This window comes from Pseudomonas sp. BIGb0176, assembly GCF_024810175.1.
Lineage (GTDB): Bacteria > Pseudomonadota > Gammaproteobacteria > Pseudomonadales > Pseudomonadaceae > Aquipseudomonas > Aquipseudomonas protegens.
In genome coordinates, this window is record NZ_JANUEC010000004.1 from 771887 (window position 1) to 793693 (window position 21807).

Annotated in this window: 18 protein-coding genes; 9 read left to right on the top strand and 9 right to left on the bottom strand. The window is 64.2% G+C overall.

Going from position 1 to position 21807, the window contains the following annotated elements; genetic code table 11:
* Position 1 precedes the first annotated feature (1 nt).
* From M2395_RS26690 to M2395_RS26705, 4 genes are all read left to right on the top strand, one after another.
* Entirely contained in the window at positions 2–880 is an 879-nt protein-coding gene (locus M2395_RS26690) for an endonuclease/exonuclease/phosphatase family protein (RefSeq protein ID WP_011058474.1), read from the top strand.
* Positions 877–3048 carry a GGDEF domain-containing protein gene (locus tag M2395_RS26695; protein ID WP_053160580.1) on the top strand — a complete coding sequence of 724 codons (2172 nt, stop codon included), beginning with the start codon at positions 877–879 and terminating at the stop codon, positions 3046–3048. Before M2395_RS26690 ends, M2395_RS26695 begins: the two co-directional genes overlap by 4 nt.
* Positions 3049–3149: 101 nt before the next feature.
* Entirely contained in the window at positions 3150–3929 is a 780-nt protein-coding gene (locus M2395_RS26700; RefSeq protein WP_011058476.1) for an N-acetylmuramoyl-L-alanine amidase, read from the top strand.
* Positions 3930–4002: 73 nt separating this feature from the next.
* Positions 4003–5625 (top strand): EAL domain-containing protein, encoded by a 1623-nt coding sequence (locus M2395_RS26705; protein WP_123431166.1) that lies wholly within the window; start codon positions 4003–4005, stop codon positions 5623–5625.
* A 4-nt stretch (positions 5626–5629) separates the two neighbouring features.
* Here M2395_RS26705 and M2395_RS26710 read toward each other — a convergent pair whose 3' ends face one another.
* Both M2395_RS26710 and algB read right to left on the bottom strand, forming a co-directional pair.
* Positions 5630–7414 (bottom strand): KinB sensor domain-containing domain, encoded by a 1785-nt coding sequence (locus tag M2395_RS26710; protein ID WP_011058478.1) that lies wholly within the window; start codon positions 7412–7414, stop codon positions 5630–5632.
* Between the two features lie 10 nt (positions 7415–7424).
* Positions 7425–8771 (bottom strand): sigma-54-dependent response regulator transcription factor AlgB, encoded by a 1347-nt coding sequence (algB, locus tag M2395_RS26715; protein ID WP_011058479.1) that lies wholly within the window; start codon positions 8769–8771, stop codon positions 7425–7427.
* Positions 8772–9212: 441 nt separating this feature from the next.
* On the opposite strand from algB, the gene M2395_RS26720 reads away from it, so the two are divergent.
* The 5 genes from M2395_RS26720 to M2395_RS26740 all read left to right on the top strand — a co-directional run bounded on the left by M2395_RS26720 (position 9213) and on the right by M2395_RS26740 (position 13696).
* Positions 9213–9497, top strand: coding sequence for a hypothetical protein (locus tag M2395_RS26720; RefSeq protein WP_015633659.1), 285 nt, complete (start codon positions 9213–9215; stop codon positions 9495–9497).
* Positions 9498–9578: 81 nt separating this feature from the next.
* On the top strand, positions 9579–9743 hold the full coding sequence (locus M2395_RS26725) for a DUF1328 domain-containing protein (RefSeq protein ID WP_003170804.1): 165 nt from the start codon (positions 9579–9581) through the stop codon (positions 9741–9743).
* A gap of 2 nt (positions 9744–9745) precedes the next feature.
* Positions 9746–10213 (top strand): inhibitor of vertebrate lysozyme family protein, encoded by a 468-nt coding sequence (locus M2395_RS26730; RefSeq protein WP_015633660.1) that lies wholly within the window; start codon positions 9746–9748, stop codon positions 10211–10213.
* Between the two features lie 745 nt (positions 10214–10958).
* The gene (gltP, locus tag M2395_RS26735; protein WP_011058482.1) at positions 10959–12290 is read left to right on the top strand and encodes a glutamate/aspartate:proton symporter GltP; all 1332 of its coding nucleotides are present in this window, start codon (positions 10959–10961) and stop codon (positions 12288–12290) included.
* Between the two features lie 176 nt (positions 12291–12466).
* Entirely contained in the window at positions 12467–13696 is a 1230-nt protein-coding gene (locus tag M2395_RS26740) for a nucleoside recognition domain-containing protein (RefSeq protein ID WP_123431167.1), read from the top strand.
* Between the two features lie 72 nt (positions 13697–13768).
* On the opposite strand, the gene M2395_RS26745 is transcribed toward M2395_RS26740, so the two are convergent.
* From M2395_RS26745 to M2395_RS26775, 7 genes are all read right to left on the bottom strand, one after another.
* Positions 13769–14398, bottom strand: a complete 630-nt coding sequence (locus M2395_RS26745; protein ID WP_011058484.1) for an ABC-type transport auxiliary lipoprotein family protein — start codon at positions 14396–14398, stop codon at positions 13769–13771.
* On the bottom strand, positions 14395–15333 hold the full coding sequence (locus M2395_RS26750; protein ID WP_011058485.1) for an MlaD family protein: 939 nt from the start codon (positions 15331–15333) through the stop codon (positions 14395–14397). Before M2395_RS26750 ends, M2395_RS26745 begins: the two co-directional genes overlap by 4 nt.
* 1 nt (position 15334) lies before the next feature.
* On the bottom strand, positions 15335–16138 hold the full coding sequence (locus tag M2395_RS26755; protein ID WP_011058486.1) for an ABC transporter ATP-binding protein: 804 nt from the start codon (positions 16136–16138) through the stop codon (positions 15335–15337).
* Positions 16135–17283, bottom strand: coding sequence for an ABC transporter permease (locus tag M2395_RS26760; protein ID WP_011058487.1), 1149 nt, complete (start codon positions 17281–17283; stop codon positions 16135–16137). The genes M2395_RS26755 and M2395_RS26760 overlap by 4 nt, the downstream gene beginning before the upstream one ends.
* 54 nt (positions 17284–17337) lie before the next feature.
* Positions 17338–18381 (bottom strand): DUF5924 family protein, encoded by a 1044-nt coding sequence (locus M2395_RS26765; protein ID WP_015633662.1) that lies wholly within the window; start codon positions 18379–18381, stop codon positions 17338–17340.
* 179 nt (positions 18382–18560) lie between these two features.
* Positions 18561–19943: a pitrilysin family protein gene (locus tag M2395_RS26770; protein WP_123431168.1), complete on the bottom strand. Its 1383-nt coding sequence runs from the start codon at positions 19941–19943 to the stop codon at positions 18561–18563.
* A 56-nt stretch (positions 19944–19999) separates the two neighbouring features.
* On the bottom strand, positions 20000–21658 hold the full coding sequence (locus M2395_RS26775) for a Na/Pi cotransporter family protein (RefSeq protein ID WP_011058490.1): 1659 nt from the start codon (positions 21656–21658) through the stop codon (positions 20000–20002).
* Between the last annotated feature and the right edge of the window lie 149 nt (positions 21659–21807).

The window sequence follows — 21807 nt, forward strand, 5'->3', positions numbered from 1 at the left end:
CATGCCGCGCTGGAGCTCGGAACGCATCGTTGGCCTGCATGATCCGCAGGTCAACGAGCACCATTTGGCGTCGTCCGGCCTGCCGGCAGACAGTCGTCTGCGCTTGCTCAGTTTCAATATCCAGGTCGGTATCAGCACCGAACGTTATCGCCATTACCTGACTCGTGGTTGGCAGCACCTGCTGCCCCATCATGGGCGTGCCGACAATCTGCAGAAAATCGGCAACCTGCTTGGCGATTTCGACCTGGTGGCCCTGCAGGAGGCCGATGGCGGCAGCCTGCGCTCCGGCTACGTCAATCAGGTGGAACACCTGGCCCAACTGGGCGCCTTCCCCTACTGGTACCAACAGCTCAATCGCAACCTGGGACGCCTGGCTCAGCACAGCAATGGCGTGCTCAGCCGCCTGCGCCCCTGGGCCATCGAAGACCACCCGCTGCCTGGCCCCAAGGGGCGCGGCGCGATCCTCGTGCGTTTTGGCGAGGGTCCCGAGGCACTGGTGGTGGTGATGATGCATCTGGCGCTCGGTGCCCGCACCCGAACCCGGCAACTGGCGTACATCCGCGAGTTGATCGGCGGCTACAAGCATCAGGTGCTGATGGGGGACATGAACACCCATGCCAGCGACCTGCTGGAGCATTCCCCTCTAAGGGACCTCAGCCTCTTGGCGCCGCAACTGCAGGCGACCTTCCCCAGCTGGCGTCCGCAACGTTGCCTGGACCATATTCTGCTCAGCCCCAGCCTGACCCTGGAGCGCGTGGAGGTCCTGGCCCAACCCATATCCGATCACCTGCCGGTCGCGGTAGAGATTCGTCTGCCGGGTTCGCTCACGGCTGATGCATTGCCCGCGTTGAGTCCTGCCCCTCGCGGAACCGATGAATGAGCGACGACGCCAATCGCTGGAAAGAGAAATACCTCAAAAGTATCGAACAGCAGGAAAAGCTCGAACGCCGATGGGCGGCCCGTCTCGACTTGCTGCGTCGTGGCCTGGTACGCAGCACCCTGGCGGCGGAGGGCACCGATCGCGCGGTCGACCAGTGCATGAAGGAAATGCGCGAGGTGGTACGCACCGACGATATGGACGCCGGGCTTGCTGCCCTGCTGCCGCGCCTGGAAAAAGCCGTGCTGGACTCCGAGCAGCGGCGGGAAACCCGGGTCGAGCAGATGAGCAGCGCGCTGACGGCGCTGGTCAGCCAGTTGCAGTCCCTGCCCCTGCCCCGGGAGGTCAGCCGTCCGCTGAAAGCCTTTGCCAAGCAACTGGATGGCCGGGTTGGCCAGGCGCGGGAAATTCCCTTGCTGCTCGGCGAACTGAGCAGCCTGCAGGGCAAGGCCCTGAGCCAGCTGGAAACCCCGGCCGAACCCGACCGCCCAAGCCTGTTGCAGCGCCTGTTCGGCAGCCGCGAGGCGAGCGAGACGCCAGCCCCGGCGGAGGAAGCTGTTGCGACGAATCCGCCGCTCCCGGCAGCCGCGGCTGAGGCTCATCCACAAGCCGAGGAAGCCCCAGCACCGGAGGATGGCGCGCGCGAGCACTATCAGACGCCGACCCAGGCCTTGCCTGAGGCGGTTTCGGCGCCTGCCGCGCCCGCCACGGCACAGCCCGAAGCGCAGCTCGAACCTGAGCCGGTTGCCAGCGACGAGCCGGAGGTTGCTGCAGTGCCCGCTCCGGCCCCGGTGGTGGCGTTCGTGCCTCCGGTACTGGTGCAGGAGGCGCCCGCCGAGCCTGTACCCGCTATCGAGGTCGAACCTCAAGCAACCATTTCGCCTGTCGCGGAGCCACAAGCGCCCGTCGATCCCGGGGTGGTCGCCGCTTCCGATTCACCGCCCGCGCCTGTCGCCGAAGCCGCGTTCAATCCCGACGAGTTGTTGCCCCTGCCGACGGTTTCCCCGGCAGTGCTGCTGGATAGCCTGCCCCTGCCGGCAGTCATGGCCGAGGCCCTGGCCGCCATCGATCCGGAGCAGTCGGAGCACGATGTGCTCTACGCTCTGCCGGATTCGCCCGAGCCCTCCTACAGTTCGGTGGCCAAGCACATCGAGCACACCTTGCTGGGGCTGCTCGACGACCTGAGCCTGCCGGAGCGCCATCGGCCACAGGCCGAGGCCATGCGCGATCGTCTGCAGCATGGGCTGAACTGGTACGAATTGCTGCCGATCCTCGACGATCTGGCGGTGTTGATGCTGGCCATCACCGACTCTGGCCAGCATGAGTTCGAGACCTACCTCAAGCAGCTCAACGAGCGCCTGGAGGCCTTCCAGAGCAACCTGCAGGCGGCCAGCGACGGCCATGCCGACAGCAGTTCGGCAGCACGGGCCATGGACAGCCAGATCCGTGAACAGGTCGACGGCCTGCAAAGCAGCGTGCAGGAGGCCGCCGATCTGGATGACCTCAAGCAAGTGCTGGAAAGCCACCTGGAAGGCCTGCTGGGCACCATGGACCACCACCAGAAGCAGCGCGACGAGCGTGAACGGGAAGTGGCCGCCCGTCTGCAAAGCCTGGCGGAGCGGGTTTCGAGCATGGAGCAGGAAGCCCAGGGCTACCGTGAGCACCTGGAAGAGCAGCGGCAGAAGGCGCTGATCGATCCGCTCACCGGCCTGCCCAACCGTGCAGCCTGGAGCGAACGCCTGGAACATGAAGTCGGCCAATGGCAACAACATGGCAACAGCCTGCTGCTGGCCATGCTCGATCTCGATCATTTCAAGCGGATCAACGACAACTACGGTCACCTGGCTGGTGACAAGGTGTTGAAGATCATCGCCAACGTACTGCGCAAACGCCTGCGAGGCAGCGATTTCATCGCACGTTTCGGTGGCGAGGAGTTTGTTCTGCTGCTGCCCAACACCCCCTGGCCGGTGGGTGTGCGCATTGTGGAAGCCCTGCGCGCGGCAATCGAGGCGTGCCCGTTCCATTTCAAGGGCGAGCCGGTGACCATCACCGTGTCCGTCGGGCTGAGTGCGTTCAAGGCCGGTGATCGCAGCGATCTGGTGATCAAAAGAGCCGATCAGGCGCTGTACCGGGCCAAGGATGCCGGCCGTAACCGGGTGGAAGCTGGTTGAGGAGCCAGCACTTTGCTGAATGAAAGCGCTGTTTTGCCCATGATCGCCAGGGCAGTACGTTACACTGTTGCATTATTGTCTTCAGCGTACTGCCTTTTGCCATGAAACTTCTTGCTCTTGCCCTCTCCCTGCTGATCCTCGCCGGCTGCGCCAGCGGCCCGCGCATCGACACCAGCCACCCGTCGGTCAATTACGATCAACGCGCCCAGTTCATCATCGTCCACTACACCTCGGCATCGCTGGAGCGCTCCCTGGCCCTGTTGACCCATGGCCAGGTCAGCAGCCACTACCTGATCGGCGATGACAAGTCCGCCACCATCTACAAGCTGGTGGACGAGCAATACCGTGCCTGGCATGCCGGCGACAGCCAGTGGCAGGGCCGGACCTGGCTCAACTCCAGTTCCATTGGCATCGAGATCGTCAACCCGGGGTTCCGCGATGGCCCCAGCGGGCGGCTCTGGTACCCCTACAGCGAAGCGCAGATCCAGAACCTGATCGTGCTGCTCAAGGACATCAGCAAGCGCAACAACATCTCGCCGCGCCACATCATTGGCCACAGCGATATCGCCCCCATGCGCAAGCTGGATCCGGGCCCGTTGTTTCCCTGGAAACGCCTGGCCGAGGCCGGCCTGGGACTGTGGCCCGATGCCCAGGCAGTGGCACGCCAGCAGGCGTTCTTTACCGTGAGCCCGCCGAGCATCGGTTGGTACCAGCAGCAACTGGCCCAGCTGGGTTACGCCACGCCGCAGACCGGCGAGCTGGACAAGGCGACCCGTAACGTCCTGGCCGCATTCCAGATGCACTACCGGCCGGGGCGTTTCGATGGTACGCCGGACGCAGAAAGCGCGGCCATCCTGATGGTGCTCAACCAGACAAAATAATGACGCCGCCGGACGGTTGGGGCCGATTGTCCAATCAGTTGCTATAACTCATTGGTAATCCTTCGGATCTCCCATGATGCCGGCCGCTCGCGAGCCCTTGCGTACCTGGTTCCATCGCCCCTGGACGCTGGCGATGCTGGCGGCTGTGCTGAGTGCGGTGATTTTGCTGCTGGGCAGCGCCGGGCTGGCCATGCACCAGGTCCAGCAACGGGAAAGCGAGCAGATGAACGCCCAGGGGCAGCGTTTCCTGGAGCGGCTGGAGCAGTTGTTCGGGCAACTGCGCGAAGGTCTCGACGTGCTGGAGGCGCAGCCGCTGCGCGAGTGCAACGCCGATCTCATCGCAGCTCTGCAGCAGGTCAGCTACAGCTATCGCTTCATTTATGAAGCGGCCTACAGGGACGCCACCCACACTTGTTCCAACTGGCCACGGCAGAACCTCCTGCCGGCGGCCAGGCCGCCGGATATCCGCGGGCCGACCTACAGCTACTGGCTCAACACCTCGACCCAGCCCAATGAGAACCTTGCTGCGCTGATGCTGGGTCGCGGCAACTTTCGCGTGGCCACTTCCCGCGGGCACCTGACCGATGTGGTCGATCTGCCTCCCGGTGGCAGCCTGATGGTGGTGGTGGATCATGGTGCCCGGGCGATACCGGTGCTCGGCCCGGCCCATGCCTGGCCCCCCGCACAGCCTTGGCGGGGGGGCCGCGACGGGCCCTTGCAGGTCACCCCGGACCTGCTGATCTATCGCATGCCCACTCGCAACCCCGAGTACCAACTGGTGCTGATCACCCCCCGCGCCAGCCTGCAGGGCGAAGTGCTCGACGGTTGGTGGTGGTTGCTGCCCTCCAGCCTGGTGCTGGCGCTGTTCATCGGTGGGTTGGTGTATCAGTTGGTCCGCCAGCGCCAGTCCCTGGGGGCGGAGCTGCAAGGGGCCCTGCGCCGCGGCGAGCTGCAGGTGCTGTACCAGCCGATCTTCGATCTCAGTAGCCGGCTCTGCGTGGGGGCCGAGGCCCTGCTGCGCTGGCGCCGCCCGGACGGTACCCTGACCAGCCCTGACCTGTTCATCCCGCTGGCAGAGAACACCGGGCAGATCCGCCAGATCACCGACTTCGTCCTGCAGCGCCTGCTGGAGCAACTGGGGCATGTGCTACGGGCCAATCCCCAGTTGTACATCTCAGTCAACCTGGCGGCCTGCGACGTGATGGTCCCGCGGATCGGCATGGTCATGGCGCGGCTGCTGGCCACGCATCGGGTAGCGGCCCGGCAGATCGCCTTCGAGGTCACCGAGCGTGGGCTGATCGATGTGGTGGTGGCGCGCAACAACCTGCAGGCCCTGCGCGATGTCGGGCATCAGGTGCTGATCGACGATTTCGGCACCGGCTATTGCAGCCTGGCCTACCTGCAGAGCCTGCCGGTGGATTGCCTGAAGATCGACAAGGCGTTCATCGATGCCCTGGGGCACGATGCCGCCAGCAGCGGCGTGGCGCCGCACATCATTCGCATGGCCCACGCGTTGAAACTCAAGGTGATTGCCGAGGGCATCGAGTTCGAGGACCAGGCGCTGCTGCTCAGCAGCGAGGGCGTGAGCTTCGGCCAGGGCTGGCTGTTCGCCCATGCCCTGAGTGCCTTGCAGTTCACTGAGCTGATTACCCGTGGCCGACGGCTGGTGGCCAGGCGCCTGGATGATGAAGCATGAAGCCCTAGAGCGGCAGGGCCAGATAGAACTGGGTGCCCTGCCCGGGCCTTGAGTAGACGCCCATGCGCCCGCCATGCAGCTGGACGATCTCCTTGCACAGCGCCAGCCCGAGGCCGGCACCGCCCTTCTTGCGGCCCACCTGGACGAAAGGCTCGAAGATCCGCCCTTGCTGGCCATAGGCGATACCCTCGCCATTGTCTTCGACGCTGACGATCACCCGCTCGCCATGGCGCCGCGCCTGCAGGCGGATCTGGCCCTCGCTGGCGGTGTGGCGCAAGGCGTTGTCGATCAGGTTGTCCAGCACCCGCTCCAGTTGTGCGCGGTCGGCATGCAGCCGTGGCAACGGCGCCTGGATCTCCAGCAGCAGGTCGATGCCCTGCTGTTGGGCTTGCTCGCTGAAGCGGCCCTGGGCCTGCACCAGCAGCTCTTCCAGGGGGCAGGGAGCGAGGGTGAGTTTCTGCAGGCCGTTCTGATAGCGGGAAAAATTCAGCAGGTCGTTGATCAACTGCATCAGGCGCTGCATTTCCTCGTTGACCGTATTGAGCAGGTCGGTTTCCCGGGACTCCTCGGGAAAGTGCAGGCGTTCCTGAAGCAGCCCGAAGGCCATGTGCATGCCGGTGACCGGGGTACGCAGTTCGTGGGAGGCGCGCAGCACGAACTCACTGCGCACTCGTTCGAACGCCCGTTGCTCGGTGACATCGTGCAGCACCATCACGGCGCCGAGAATATGGCCCTGGGTATGGCTGACGGGGGTCAGGCTGTAGGTCAGCAGGCGCGACTCGCCGTCGACCTCGATATCCAGGTCGTCCGGCGCCCGTTCCAGGTTGCCGCCGCGCAATACCAGCTGTAGCTGCTCATCCAGCTCCGGGCGTTGCAGGGCGCTGCCCAGGCCCTGGCCGAGGCGCTCCTGGTCCCAGCCCAGCTGGCGCTGGGCCACGGGGTTGAGGTGTTCCAGGCGGCCCTGGCGGTCGATCATCAGCAAGCCGTCGTCAATACTGTCGAGCACGGCCTGCAGGCGCTGCTGGCCGGCCAGCAGCTCATCGACATTGGTTGCCTGATGCTGGCGCAGGGCCTCGGCCATGATGCCGAAGCGCCGGGTCAGCAGGTTCATCTCCGCCGCCGCCGAAATGGGCAGGGTGACGTCGAAATTGCCTTCGCCAATCTTGTCCGCAGCCTTGGCCAGGGCTTCGATCGGCCCGCCAAAGCGCCGGGCGATGGCATGGGCCGTGACGAAGCCGATGATCAGCACCGCCAGGGCCACCAGGCCCAGAAGGCCGGCCACCAGCCATGCACGGTTGCGGGCCTGCTGCTCCACCTGGCTGATGTTGTCCAGGGCGCGCTTGTGTTCGTTGATCAGCCCGCCGCGCAAGGCGTTGAAGCGCTCGGTCAGCTCGTTGTTGTCATGCAGCCCGCTTGCGGTGCTGTTGCGCTCGAAGGCCTGGTAGAAGCTCAGGTAGTCGCTACGGGCCTGCTGGAAGCCACTTTGTACCTGGGTCTGCCGATCATGGGCGATGCCTTCGTCGAGCAGTTCCAGATAGTGCTGCCGGGAGGTTTCCAGGGCGGCGCGGTCCGGCTGCTTGCCGAGCATGATGATCAGCTGGTCGCCCAGGGTCTGGCGCAGCTTGAGGCCCAGGTCCAGGGTGATGAAGTTGTTGCGGATCAGCGATTCCTGGGTGCTGGCCATCTGCATCACGCTGACCAGCCCGAGCACCAGGCCCAAGAGGGCCACGGTGATCAGGGCCGAGATGCTCAGAAACAGCCGGGTGCGCAGTTTCATCGCTAACTTCATAGGGTGTTGCTCACAGGTTGTACTGTTTGCGTTTGCGGTACAGCGTCGACGCGTCGATACCCAGGGTCTTGGCGGCTTGATCCAGGGTGTCGCTGGTGGCCAGGACCGCACCGATGTGGGCCTTTTCCAGCTCGTCCAGGCTCAGGGCGGCGCCGATCCGCGGGGCGTTGTTGGTGGGTTGCTCGGCCATGCCCAAGTGGCTGATTTCCACCCGTTCCTGCGGGCAGATGATGCTCGCCCGTTCCACCACGTTGCGCAGTTCGCGGATGTTGCCCGGCCAGCGGTAGTTGAGCAGCGCTTCCCGGGCTTCATCACTGAAGACCCGGGCCGGGCGCGAATACTCTTTGACGAAGCGGGCGAGGAAGCGGTCGGCCAGGGTCAGGATATCTTCGCTGCGCTCGCGCAGGGGCGGCAGGTGCAGGGTGATGACGTTCAGCCGGTACAGCAGGTCTTCGCGGAAACGCCCGTCGCGCACCATGTCTTCAAGGTTGAGGTTGGTGGCGGCGAGGATGCGCACATCGGCGCGGCGGGTTACCGGGTCGCCGACGCGCTCGTATTCCTTGTCCTGGATGAAGCGCAGCAGCTTGGGTTGAAGGGTCAACGGGAAGTCGCCGATCTCGTCGAGGAACAGGGTTCCGCCATCGGCCTGGTTGACCCGGCCCAGGGTGCTCTCGCTGGCCCCGGTAAAGGCGCCGCGGCTGTGGCCGAAGAGTTCGCTCTCCATCAGTTCGGCAGTCAACGAGGGGCAGTTGATGGTCACGCAGGATTTCTTGGCGCGTTTGCTCCAGCCGTGAATGGCCCGCGCCAACTCGCCCTTGCCGGTGCCGGACTCGCCGAGGATAAGGATGTTGGCGTCGGTGCTGGCCACCTGACGCGCGGTTTCCAGCACCACTTTCATTGCCGGGCTGTGGGAGTCCAGGCCGTCCTTGGGCTTGCGTACCTCACCTTCGAGGGCTTCCAGGCGTGCCGAGAGCTGGCGTACTTCCAGCTGCTTGGCGGTGGCCAGGCGCAACTGGTCGGGGCTGCAGGGCTTGACCAGGTAGTCTGCGGCGCCGGCCTGGATCGCATCTACTGCGGTGTCCACGGCAGAGTGAGCGGTGACGATCACTACCCGCATCCATGGTGCCTGGGTCCGCATTTGTGCCAGTACGTCGAGGCCGTTGTCTTCGCCCAGGCGCAGGTCGAGGAAGCACAGGTCGAATACCTGGCGTTGCAGCAGAGCATCGGCCTGCGCCGCGCTGTTGGCGGTGGCCACGGTGTAGCCCTCGTCTTCCAGGCAGTAGCGGAAGGTGCGAAGGATTGCGGATTCGTCATCCACCAGAAGGATGCGGCCTTGATTCTCCGGCGCTGACTCCATTTCCCGAGGCTCCTTAATGAATGATCTTTATTTAGTCCCGGAAAAATCGGGCAAGTTGCAAGGTTGATTCTGATCCATTCCAGCGCCAGCAGGTTAGATATCTCCGGCTGAAACGGCTAACAGGCTGAAATTACGCATGTTTTACCCAGAGTAGCTGCTGGGTGGGTCTGTATCAGGCTATTGGCCATTCATCAAAGTTCCCCCTGTGATCAAAAAACGCTCACTGTTTTCCCGGGACATCGTGCATTTCGCACGGCCGGCATGGGGGCATCGTGCAGTATGCGTGTGGAATGCTTTTGGTAATTTGATTTAAGTATTTGATTTTATTGAATTTAATTTCAAAGAAAAAGCTGGCATGCAGCCTGCAATATCCCTCTCATCGAGAAGCGCCGGCCGTGGCTTCCATAACAACATCACCACCAGTGTGGGAGGAGTTTCAGGATGAATCGCCAACGTCTTGCCCAATTGCGTATTGCGCCACTGCATCTCCAGCAAGGCCTCTTCGCCGTTCTGGCGTTGCTGGTCACCCTGATCGCCGGGCAACAGTTCCAGCGCTGGCAGGACAGCCAGGCACCCGCGCCGCGCGTGCCGGTTCATCACTTCACCCAGACCCATTTCAGTTCGGTGAGCAGCCAGCTCAACGACCAGGCCCCCATGCAACTGATGGCCGTCGACCAGGCACAGCCGGTCGCGGACGCGCCACGTCAGGAACGCTGGGTGTTCTAGCACCAAGGCCGGGCCCGCAATCGGCGGCGCCGGGCTGGCTCCATAGGCAGCACCACTAATAGAAGAGTAAGGAGAATCATCATGCTGAGCTGGGCAATCACATTCCTGATCATTGCCATTGTCGCTGCGGTCCTGGGCTTCGGTGGTATCGCGGGCACCGCCACGGGTATCGCCAAGATTCTCTTTGTGGTGTTCCTGGTGATGTTCATCGCTTCGTTCTTCTTTGGCCGTCGAGGCCGAGGCTGACCATGAGTCTCTCGTTGAAGACATTGACTGCCGCGCTGCTGCTGGGCGCCAGCGCCCTGGCGTCGGCGGCCAATGATGGCCAGGCACGAGCCAATCAGCTGCTGGGGTCGGACCCGCAGTTTCGTGAAACCTGGCAGGGGGTCGTGCACAAGGAGGAGCGCCTGCCCGAGTGGGTGATGAACCTCTCGGGTGATGCGCCGCAACAGATGAATGCCATGACCGAAGACGGCGATCAGTATCTGGTGGGCCCTCTGTGCGAAACCGCTCAGAGTTGTCAGAACCAGCGTTTGATTGTGGCCTTCAGTTTCGACAAGAAGCATGCCTACGCGATGCTGGTGGACGTGCCGGCGGGTTTGCCCGCGGACAAGTCACCGACCCGCCACGCCAATTATCGGTTCCTCGGCAAGCCCGATGACGGCATGCAAGCGCTGCTCCAGGAGCAGTTGCGCAAGGACCCGAACTGGTACTGATGTGCAAATTGCCGATATTGCATAACAGATAGACGAAAGGGCCGCCCTGGCGCTTTCGGCTGTTGCACCACCCGAGGAGGGCGAGTGCATGACCAAGGGGCCGGGATGTTCTGATCCACGGGTGATCGGAGTGACCTAGGGGTACAGGGAGTGCCTCCGCAAGGGCCGGGTCAGGAAAGAGCGGCGGCGCAAGCTCCCAGGTCGGCCACCGACCTGATGAGCTTGCGGCGTGCTTGAATGGCAAAGTCCTGTGCTAGAGCCGCCCGTCTGACAATTTCCGTGCTCGCGCGGGAAAAAATCTTCCTTTGACTCCGATCAAACGTTTCCTGGTGTTTCTCTGCGACCGTATATCGAGAAACTTTGTGCGAATTGCGCAGCGTTTCCGGGCGCCCGAATCAGAGCAATCCTAAACTTTTTTAGCCTTTTTCCTGACCCCTCCGACAAGCCTGCACGCCGCCTGAAATGGCCGTTTCACGGCATTTTTGCCTGCCGAAATGTCGTATTCGAACCGGTTGGGACGCTCGTTTTGTTTGGAAAAACTCATGCCGATTCGGCATAGGGTAGGCGTTTACGGCATTAGACGTGCCTCCCTAGCATCGGAATAGTTGCGCCTTTTTTCGCCCGCAGAGAGCCGTAAATGCTCGTTCGGGATGACCTTATACGGGGGCCGATGCACAAACTTTTCCGCCATTGAGCGTTCCAGTTCGCGCATCAGCCCGAGTCCAACTGAAGTAAGGGTAATGATATGAAGAAGGCAAAATTAAGCCTCGCCTGGCAGATCCTCATCGGTCTGGTCCTGGGGATTGCGATTGGCGCGCTGCTCAATCATTTCAGTGCTGAAAAGGCCTGGTGGATCAGCAACGTCCTGCAGCCTGCGGGCGATATCTTTATCCGCTTGATCAAGATGATCGTGATCCCGATCGTCATTTCCTCGCTGATCGTCGGCATCGCCGGTGTCGGTGACGCGAAGAAACTGGGGCGCATCGGCCTCAAGACCATCATCTACTTCGAAATCGTGACCACCATCGCCATCGTCGTCGGCCTGCTGCTGGCCAACCTGTTCCATCCGGGCGCAGGCATCGACATGAGCACCCTGGGCACCGTGGACATCTCCAAGTACCAGGCCACTGCGGCCGAGGTGCAGCATGAACACGCGTTCATCGAGACCATCCTCAACCTGATTCCATCGAACATCTTCGCGGCCATGGCCCGCGGCGAGATGCTGCCGATCATCTTCTTCTCGGTGCTGTTCGGCCTGGGCCTGTCGAGCCTGCAGTCCGACCTGCGCGAACCGCTGGTGAAGATGTTCCAGGGCGTTTCGGAAAGCATGTTCAAAGTCACCCACATGATCATGAACTACGCCCCTATCGGCGTATTTGCACTGATCGCGGTGACCGTCGCCAACTTCGGTTTCGCCTCCCTGCTGCCGCTGGCCAAGCTGGTGATCCTGGTGTACGTGGCCATCGCCTTCTTCGCTTTCGTGATCCTCGGCCTGATCGCCCGCCTGTTCGGCTTCTCGGTGATCAAGCTGATGCGCATCTTCAAGGATGAGCTGGTCCTGGCCTACTCCACCGCCAGCTCGGAAACCGTGCTGCCGCGGGTGATTGAGAAGATGGAAGCCTACGGCGCGCCGAAAGCCATCTGCAGCTTCGTGGTGCCGACCGGCTACTCGTTCAACCTCGACGGTTCGACCCTGTACCAGAGCATCGCGGCGATCTTCATCGCCCAGCTGTACGGCATCGACCTGTCCATCAGCCAGCAACTGCTGCTGGTGCTGACCCTTATGGTCACCTCCAAAGGTATCGCCGGGGTTCCGGGCGTGTCCTTCGTGGTCCTGCTGGCCACCCTGGGCAGCGTCGGCATTCCTCTGGAAGGCCTGGCCTTCATCGCCGGTGTCGACCGTGTGATGGACATGGCGCGTACCGCCTTGAACGTGATCGGCAACGCCCTGGCGGTACTGGTCATCTCCCGTTGGGAAGGCATGTACGACGACGCCAAGGGCCAGCGCTACTGGAACTCCCTGCCGCACTGGCGCAGCAAGGAAAAACTGCCAGCAGGCGAAGCGTCCAAAGGCTAAGCGCCTATTGTGTAGGAGCTGGCTTGCCAGCGAAGAGGCCCCAAGCCCTTCAGCTGCCTGCAGATCGCCTTCGACAGCAATCCAGCCCCTACAGATGACAGGCCCCGGTTAATCCGGGGTTTGTCGTTTCTGCCCGCCCCGCTATCATTCGCCGCATCTTTCGAGGGGTATGACCGATGCTCAATGGCCTGTGGCTTGGCTTCTTTATCGTGGCAACCGTGTCGGCCCTGGCGCAGTGGCTGGTGGGTGGCAACGCCGGGATCTTCGCTGCCATGGTGGAAAGCATCTTCGCCATGGCCAAGCTGTCGGTGGAGGTCATGGTCCTGCTGTTCGGCACCCTGACCCTGTGGCTGGGTTTTCTGCGCATCGCCGAGAAGGCTGGAATCGTCGAGTGGCTGGCCAAGGTCCTGGGGCCGCTGTTCAAGCGCCTGATGCCGGAAGTACCGCCGGGGCACCCGGCCCTGGGCCTGATCACCCTGAACTTCGCCGCCAACGGCCTGGGCCTGGACAACGCCGCCACGCCCATCGGCCTCAAGGCCATGCGCGCCCTGCAGGAACTCAACCCCAGCGCCACCACTGCCAGCAATGCGCAGATCCTGTTCCTGGTGCTCAACGCCTCGTCCCTGACCCTGCTGCCGGTGACCATCTTCATGTACCGCGCCCAGCAAGGCGCGGCGGACCCGACCCTGGTGTTCCTGCCGATTCTCCTGGCCACCAGCGCCTCGACCCTGGTGGGCCTGCTGTCGGTCGCGGTGATGCAGCGCCTGCGCATGTGGGACCCGGTGGTACTGGCCTACCTGGTTCCCGGGGCCCTGGCCCTGGGCGCCTTCATGGCCTTGCTGGCCACCCTGTCGGCCACGGCCCTGGCGTCCCTGTCGTCGATTCTCGGCAACCTCACGCTGTTTGGGCTGATCATGCTGTTCCTGGTGGTCGGCGCGCTGCGCAAGGTCAAGGTCTACGAGGCCTTTGTCGAGGGCGCCAAGGAGGGCTTCGACGTCGCCAAGAGCCTCTTGCCATACCTGGTAGCGATGCTCTGCGCCATCGGCGTGCTGCGGGCGTCCGGGGCCCTGGATTTCGGTCTCGACGGCATTCGTCATCTGGTGGAGTGGGCCGGTTGGGACACACGTTTCGTGGACGCCTTGCCCACTGCCCTGGTCAAGCCGTTCTCGGGCAGTGCGGCACGGGCCATGCTCATCGAGACCATGCAGACCCAAGGCGTGGACAGCTTCCCGGCCCTGGTGGCGGCCACCATCCAGGGCAGTACCGAAACCACCTTCTATGTGCTGGCGGTGTACTTCGGCGCGGTAGGCATCCAGCGGGTGCGGCACGCCGTGGGCTGTGCCTTGCTGGCGGAATTCGCCGGTGTGGTGGCGGCGATTGCGGTTTGCTACTGGTTCTTTGGATGAGTTGAGCGAGCCTTCGCCGGCAAGCTGGCTCCTACTCCCTCTGTAGGAGCCGGCTTGCCGGCGAAAGGGCTCTCAATGTTTCAGCGCCCGATTGCCCTGCCCCACTGCCCAATCCACCACTTGCCGGGTCAGCGCATCGCCGGCCTGGCCAAATCCTGTGACCACCGCCGGCACCCCGGTTTCAGCCAGCGCTTGGCGCACTTCGAAGCGCCGGCTGGCGAGGATCTTCTGGTCGTAGCCACGAATCAGCCGCGCATCCAGGCGGATCACCACCTGGGCGGCGTTGCCCTGGTATTCGGTCTGGAAGGCTTGCAGGTCGCCGCCCAGTGCCAGGTCGGTCTGCAGGTTGCTGTCATCGGTGCTCAACAGCTGGACCCGGCCATCGCGCTGGAAGCCGTCCAGCAGGCGGTTGCGCAGCAGGATCGGTGCCGGGTCGCTCCAGCGCGAAGCCTTGTAGCTGCTGATCAGGTTGCCCTGGGGAATCACCGCGATCCGTGCGCTGTTCAGCGCATCCCCGGCCTGGGGCTTGAGCAACTGCAAGGACCACGGCAGGGCCTGGTTCGGCGCCGTGGCGCCGGCCTGGCTTACCGGCAGCCGATAGATGTCCAGCGGCTCGCCCTTGGGCAGTATCGAGCAGGCCCCGGTCAGGGCCAGGGCGGCGCTCAGGCCCAGGGGGGCAAGCAGGCGATAGGCACGCTTCATGGCGTGAACTCCTTGTTCTTCTCGTTACCCAGCAGGTAACCGCCGGGGTTGGCTTCCAGGCGCCGGGTGATGGCCCGCAGCGAGCTCAGGGTCTCGCGCAGCTCGCGGACGGCTGGCGCCAGGCCGTTGAGGCCCTGCATGCCGTTGTTCAGCGAGTCCTGGTTGTCGCTCAGCAGTTTGTTCAGGGTGGCGCTGCTTTGCTCCAGGGAGCGCATGGCGTGCTCGGCGCTGCCGAACATCTGCTTGCCCTGGTCGTTGAGCAGGCCATTGGCATTGCGCATCAGCGCGGTGGTCTGTTCCAGCATGGCGCCGGTCTGCTTGCTGATGGAGCCCAGTTGCTGCATCAGCTGGCGCAGGTCGTCGCGCTGCTCGGCGATGCTGGCGGAGGTCTTCTGCAGGTTGTCCAGGGTGCTGCTGACCCGGGCCACGTTGTCCGGGGAGAACATGCGGTTGGCGTTGTGCAGCAGCAGGTTGACCCCGGTCATCAGGTCGTTGCTGTTGTTCAGCAGGCGGGCGATTGGCGACGGTGAGGCGATGATGGTGGGCAGTTCGCCGTCCTTGCCCTTGAGGGTCGGGCTTTGCGGCGTGCCGCCGCTGAGCTGGATGATCGAGGTGCCGGTGATGCCGGTCAGGGCCAGCTTGGCCTGGGTGTCCTCCTTGATCGGCGTCTCGCTGCCCAGGCGGATCTGTGCCAGCACCCGGCGCGGGTCCTTGGGGTCCAGGCGCAGGTTGACCACATCACCGACCTTGATCCCGCTGTATTGCACGGAGCTGCCCTTGGACAGGCCACTGACCGCCTCGTTGAAGACGATCTGGTAGTCCTGGAAGGCGCTGTCGACGCTGGACTTGGCCAGCCACAGGCCGAACAGCAAGGCGCCGGCCACCACGATCACGGTGAACAGGCCGATCAGTACATGATGGGCTCGGGTTTCCATGTCATCCCTCGTTGGTCTGTGTAGCGGCCTGGTAGGCCGCGCGGCCGCGAGGGCCATGGAAGTATTGGTGAATCCATTCGTCGTCGGTCTCGGCGACGATATCGATGGCATCCGCCACCAGTACCTTTTTCTGCGCCAGCACCGCCACACGGTCGGTGATGGTGTAGAGGGTGTCCAGGTCGTGGGTGACCAGGAACACACTGAGCCCCAGGGCATCGCGCAGGGTCAGGATCAACTGGTCAAAGGCGGCGGCGCCCACCGGGTCGAGGCCGGCGGTGGGTTCGTCGAGAAACAGGATGTCCGGGTCCAGGGCCAGCGCCCGGGCCAGGGCAGCGCGCTTGATCATCCCGCCAGAGAGCGAGGCCGGGTACTTGTCGGCCGCCGACAGCGGCAGGCCGGCCAGGGCCAGCTTGACCGCCGCCAGGTGTTCGGCATCGGCACGGGACAGGCCGGCATGCTCGATCAATGGCAGGGCGACGTTCTCGGTCACGGTCAGCGAGGTGAACAGCGCGCCCTTCTGGAACAGTACGCCGAAGCGTCGTTCGATCAGCGAACGTTGCTGTTCCGGCAGGCTTGGCAGGTCCTGGCCGAATACCCGCACCGAGCCTTCGCTGGGCTGGCGCAGGCCGACGATGCTGCGCAGCAGTACCGACTTGCCGCTGCCCGAGCCGCCGACCACGCCGAGGATCTCGCCCTGGTACACATCCAGGTCGAGGTTCTCGTGCACGCTCTGCTTGCCGAAGCGGTTGCACAGGCCACGGACCTCGATCACTGCCTTCGCCGGCGCGCGTGGCGGCCGGCTCACCAGCCCATCTCCATGAAGAACAGCGCGGCCACGGCATCGATGACGATCACCACGAAGATCGACTGGACCACGCTGGAGGTGGTGTGGGCGCCCACCGACTCGGCGCTGCCGCTGACCTTGAAGCCTTCCAGGCAGCCGATGGCGGCGATCAGGAAGGCGAAGATCGGCGCTTTCACCAGGCCCAGCAGGAAGTGCTTCACGCCGATATCCGAATGCAGCAGCGAGAGGAACATCGCCGGGGAGATATCCAGGGACAGGGCGCAGACCACCGCGCCACCGACTATCCCCGAAAGCATCGCCAGGAACGTCAGCATCGGCAGCGACACCAGCAGGGCCAGGACCCGAGGCAGCACCAGCAGTTCTACCGGGTCCAGGCCCAGGGTGCGGATGGCGTCGATCTCTTCATTGGCCTTCATCGAGCCGATCTGCGCGGTGAAGGCGCTGGCGGTGCGCCCGGCCATGAGAATCGCGGTGAGCAGTACGCCGAATTCCCGCAGGAAGGAAAATGCCACCAGGTCCACGGTGAAGATGCTGGCGCCGAAGTTGGCCAGCACGGTGGCGCCGAGAAAGGCCACCACCGCGCCCACCAGAAAGGTCAGCAGGGCGACGATGGGCGCCGCGTCGAGGCCGGTCTGTTCGATGTGTGCCACCACCGGGGTGATGCGCCAGCGCTTGGGGCGCAGCAGGCCGCGGGCCAGGGTTTCCAGGATCAGGCCGATGAAGCCCAGGACCTTCAGGGTGTCCTGCCAGACGGTATAGACCGCGCTGCCAATGCGCGAAAGCAATTGCACGCTGACCGAGATCTCCGGTTCCTTGACCGGTACGCAGAAGTCGTTCAACGAGGTGTAGACCGTGTGCAGCAGCGCGCGGTCGGCGGCGGACAAGGTGCAGTCGGGGTGTTCGGCGGACTGCCCCAGGCGTTCTGCCCCCAGCAGTTCCACCAGCAGCGACGCGCCGGCGGTGTCCAGGGCGCCCAAGCCGTTGAGGTCGATATGGGTGCTGCTGTCGTAGCGGCCGTCCAGGGATTGGCTGAGGCGCTTGAGGTCGCTGTAGTGCGCCAGCGTCCAGTCGCCGCCGATGCGCAATTGCGCCGGGGAGTGGGCAAGGTCCAGTTGAGCGGTGCCGGGCGTCACGCTGCTAGTCATAAGCTCCGAGCTTGTGTGGCCATTTCGCAGTGCTACGTAATAGCACGATCCCGGTTACTTTGCCTCGCCGGTCTTGGCCGCGTCTTGATCTGGAGCGGTGATCTCGAAGCGCAGCACGCCGATCACCTGGCCGTCCTCGGTGATCACCCGCACCTGCCAGTCGCCCGCCGGGTTGGCGGGGAAATTCTGCTTGTGGGACCAGGCACGGTAGCCTTCCTTGCGCCCGCCATGGATGTCCAGCGCGACGCGATCCACCTCGCTGCCGTTGAATTGCCAGACGTGGTAAATGCGCTCGTCCAGGCCCCGGGGGGCGTTGATCGCGGTGTAGGCGTACAGGCCGGTGCTGCTTACCTGGGCGGTGCTGATCTGCTCCAGGCTGTCGCCCGGGGTGCGATCCTGGAGCTGGGTGCTGATGGCATCCTCGGTCAGCCACAGGGTGGCCGGCGGCACCCAGGAGCGCAGCAGCCAGCCGGTGCTGCCGATGGCCAGGGTAATGGCCAGCACGGTCAGGGCACTGCGCAGGCTGCGGATCGGCAGGATCGAGGCCAGGCTCGGAAAGGACAGGAGCATGGCGATGCCCAGGGCCAGCTTGAAGCTCTGGGCGGTGGTCAGGTGCAGGATCAGCGGCAGGGCCGTGAGCAAGGCGGCGAACAGGGTCAGGGTGTGCAGCGCCAGGAACAGCCAGCGGCGCGGGGCCAGCCATTTGTAGTACAGCGGGTCAGTGATGGAAATCAGCGCCGCGGCGCCGAGCAGGCCGGTGAACACCAGTTGGCCACTGTTCCAGCTGGTGGTGATGAAGAAGAACGGCAGGACGAAGAACAGGCTTTCCTGGTGGATCATCTGCGTCGCATAGCGCAGCAGCGGCTGCGGGATCTCGCGCTTGAAGACCTTGGTGAACAGCTGGGTCAGGCTGTTCTCCAGCATCAGCCAGACCCAGCTCACCAGCAGGATCACGGCGATCCACGAGGCCAGGCTCTGTTGCCGGTCCACCAGGATGAAGCTGCCGACCCCGGAGATGAAACCGCCGAGCGCAATGATCCCCGGATAGCGCTTCATCAGTTCGAGAATGCGCTGGATAAGGAGGGTCAGGTTCGGCATCGGGGGGATCACAGTCAGGGCAGGAAAAACCGCGACAGGATAACGTCGGCGGCGGTCCGTGGCGAGGGAGCTTGCTCAGGTGCGCAGGCGCTGGTGAGGTAATCCGGCCACGGTGATCGCATTGCCCTGCCCCTGGGGCCGCTGCGCGGCCCGGCGGGAGCAAGCTCCCTGGCCATGGGTCAGCGGGCCCGGCGGCGCAGCAGGTAGACGCCGAAGCTGCCGAGCAGGACCAGGGACAGCAGGCCGCCGATCAGCCAGAGCAGTTGTTCGTCACTGAGCAGCGGTTGTTCGATGCGCAGGTAGCCCGGCTGCTGCAGCAGCTGGCGCAGGGCCAGGTTGGCCTGTTCCAGGCTCACTGCTTTCAGGCGCTTGGCCGGGTCGCTGAAGCGGCCGTTGTCGAAGTCCCCGAGGGCGCTCCAGTAATAGTCCGCCAGGGCGCTGTTGCCCTGCACGGCCCAGGCCTGGCGATCGATGGCAGCCTGTTTCAGGCGGGCGTAGGTGGCCGGGTCGAGGCCGTCCTTGAGCAGCCGTGCCTTGAGCTGCTCTACCACTTGCCGGGCTTGGGGCAGGTCGTCGCGCTCAAGGTCGGCATTGAGGCTGAGAAAGCCCACGCCACCGAAGACTTCCCGATCACTCCAGGGGCCGTAGGACAATTCGTGCTCAAGACGCAGTTGGCGATACAGCGCCCAGTCCAGGTAGTCCTTGAGCAGGTCGAAGGTCTCGTCGTGCTGCTGGTCCAGCACGGGCTCGGGAAACAGCCAGTGCAGTTGCGCGCTCTGCCCTACCCAGCCATGGACCAGGGTGCGCTCAGGGGCGGCGGTGCCCTGGATCTGCGGCAGGTCGGGGTGTTCGCTGGGTTCCACCGGCTCCAGGGCACCGTAGGTGCGCTCCAGGTAGGCCGGCAGCAGGCGATCGAGCTCGCCCACCACGATCAGGGTCATGTTGTTGGGGGCGTACCAGTCCTTGCGTACCTGCTCCAGCTGGGCCAGGGTCAGGTTCCCGACCTCGGCGCGTTCGGCGCATTTGAGCCCCAGTTCCACCGCCAGCTGGTTGCCTGCCTTGTGTCCCAGGTCCTGGCGGTCGAGCCAGCGTTGCAGGTGCGAATAGTGACCCCCGCCTTCGCGTTCCACCACTTGCTTGGCCGCGGCCACGGCGTTGTCGTCCAGGCGGGTATGGGTCAGCAGCGACAGCAAGAGGTCCAGGACCTTGCGCTGGTTGCGCGCCGGGGCCTCGATGACGAAGGTGGTGTCGGCATTGCTGGTGTAGGCATTCCATTCGCCGCCCAGGGCCTGCATGCGTTCTTCCAGGCCGCCTTCCCCGCTGTCATCCACGCCGCTGAACAGCAGGTGTTCCAGCAGGTGCGGCAACTCCTTGTCGGCACAGGCGAAGTCGTCCAGGCCCACTCCCACCACCAGGCGGATCGCCACGTGGCCGCGTTCGCTGCCGGGCTTGAGCAGCAGTTGCAGGCCATTGGGCAGGGTGTAGCCTTCGACCTGGAAACGATCCAAAGCCCATCCTTGTGCACTGCCCAGCAACAGGCAGGCGAATAACAGACAACGCATAACAAGCTTCCTTACGGCGTGCGTAAGTTCTACAGACTTCGTGGGACTGTGGACGTTCAGGGTGAATGAGTGATGTCAGCCATCTCTTCGACCTCCAGCGCGCCGGTGTCCGAGGTTTCCAGAACCACGTAGGCACTGCTGCAGAACAGGGAGTTGAGGCGCTTCATGTCGGCGATCAGCTCCAGGTGCAGGGAACTGGTCTCGATGCTCTGGACGATCTTGCGTTGCAGGCGGCTGACGTGGGCGTGGGCCAGGCGCCGCTCCTGGGCGCGGAAACGGCGTTTTTCCCGCAGCAGCTGGCGCGCGCTTTCGGGGTCGGCGCTCAGGAACACCGAGAGCCCCAGGCGCAGGTTGGCGATCAGTTGCGCGTGCAGCCCAGTCAACTCTTCCAGGCCAACCTCGGAGAAGGAGCGGCGCTGGGAGGTCTTCTGCTGCTGGACCTTGCGCAGCATTCGCTCGATCAGATCGCTGGCCAGCTTGAGGTTGAACGCCAGTTCGATGATTTCGGCCCAGCGCCGGCTGTCCTGGTCGCTGAGGTCTTCCCGGGGCATCTGCGCCAGGTACAGCTTGATGGCGCTGTACAGCGCTTCGACGTCGTCGCTGAGGGCGCGCAGTTCCTGGGTGATGGCGGTCTGCTTGCCCTGCAGCGCGTCGCGCATCGCCTCCAGCATGCTGTCGATCAGGTCACCGATGCGCAGGGTTTCGCGGGCGGCGTTGGCCAGGGCCAGGCTCGGCGTGGCCAGGGCGGTAGGGTCCAGGTGCCGCGGGCGAGCGCGGCCGTTTTCCTGGGGGCGCTCCGGCAGCAGCCAGGCGCAGAGCCGGGCCATGGGGCCGACAGTGGGCAGCAGCAACAGGCAGCGGGCGGTGTTGTACAGCAGGTGGAAGCCGATCACCACTTCCTGGGGGCTGAAGTCCAGGCTGTCCATCCAGTGGGCCAGTGGGTCGAGCACCGGGATGATCAGCAGCAGGCCGATGAGCTTGTACAGCAGGCTGCCCAGCGCGACCTGGCGCCCGGCGGCGTTCTGCATGCTGGTGCTGAGGAAGGCCAGTACCCCGCTGCCGATGTTGGCGCCGATCACCAGGCCGATGGCCACCGGCAGGCTGATGACCCCGGCGCCGGCCAGGGTCGCGGTGAGCAGCACCGCCGCCAGGCTGGAATAGGACACCATGGCGAACACCGCACCCATCAGCGCATCCAGGAGAATATCGCCGGTCAGCGAGGCGAACAGGACCTTCACGCCCTGGGCATGGGTGATGGGGGCCGCGGCTTCGACGATCAGTTGCAGGGCCAGGATGATCAGCCCCAGGCCGATGCCGACCCGGCCCAGCTGGCCGGCGCGGGTCTGCTTGCGCGAGAGAAAGAAGATCACCCCGAGGAAGATCAGCAGCGGCGACAGCCAGGACAGGTCGAAGGTCAGTACCCGGGCCATCAGCGCGGTACCGACGTCGGCGCCGAGCATGGTGGCCAGCGCCGGGGTCAGCGCCATCAGGCCCTGGCCGACAAAGGACGTCACCAGCATCGCCGTGGCGTTGCTGCTCTGGACCATGGCCGTGACCAGGATCCCGGCAATGAACGCCAGTGGCCGCCTGGCCATGTTCTGGCCGATCACGTGGCGCAGGTTGGAGCCGTAGACCCGCAGGATGCCGGTACGGACGATATGCGTACCCCAGATCAGCAGGGCCACGGCGGAAAGCAGATTGAGCAGGGTCAGCATAGAGGCCCCCCCTGGGGTGAAGTGCCCCAAGCGGGGCGAGTGGACGTTGTTGCGCGACGTTCTACGTTATGTACTTAAGCTGTAGTTGGCTAACGCACGAGGCGCCAGCATCGCATAGCCAAACCGGCGATTGAAACAAAACTGTCATG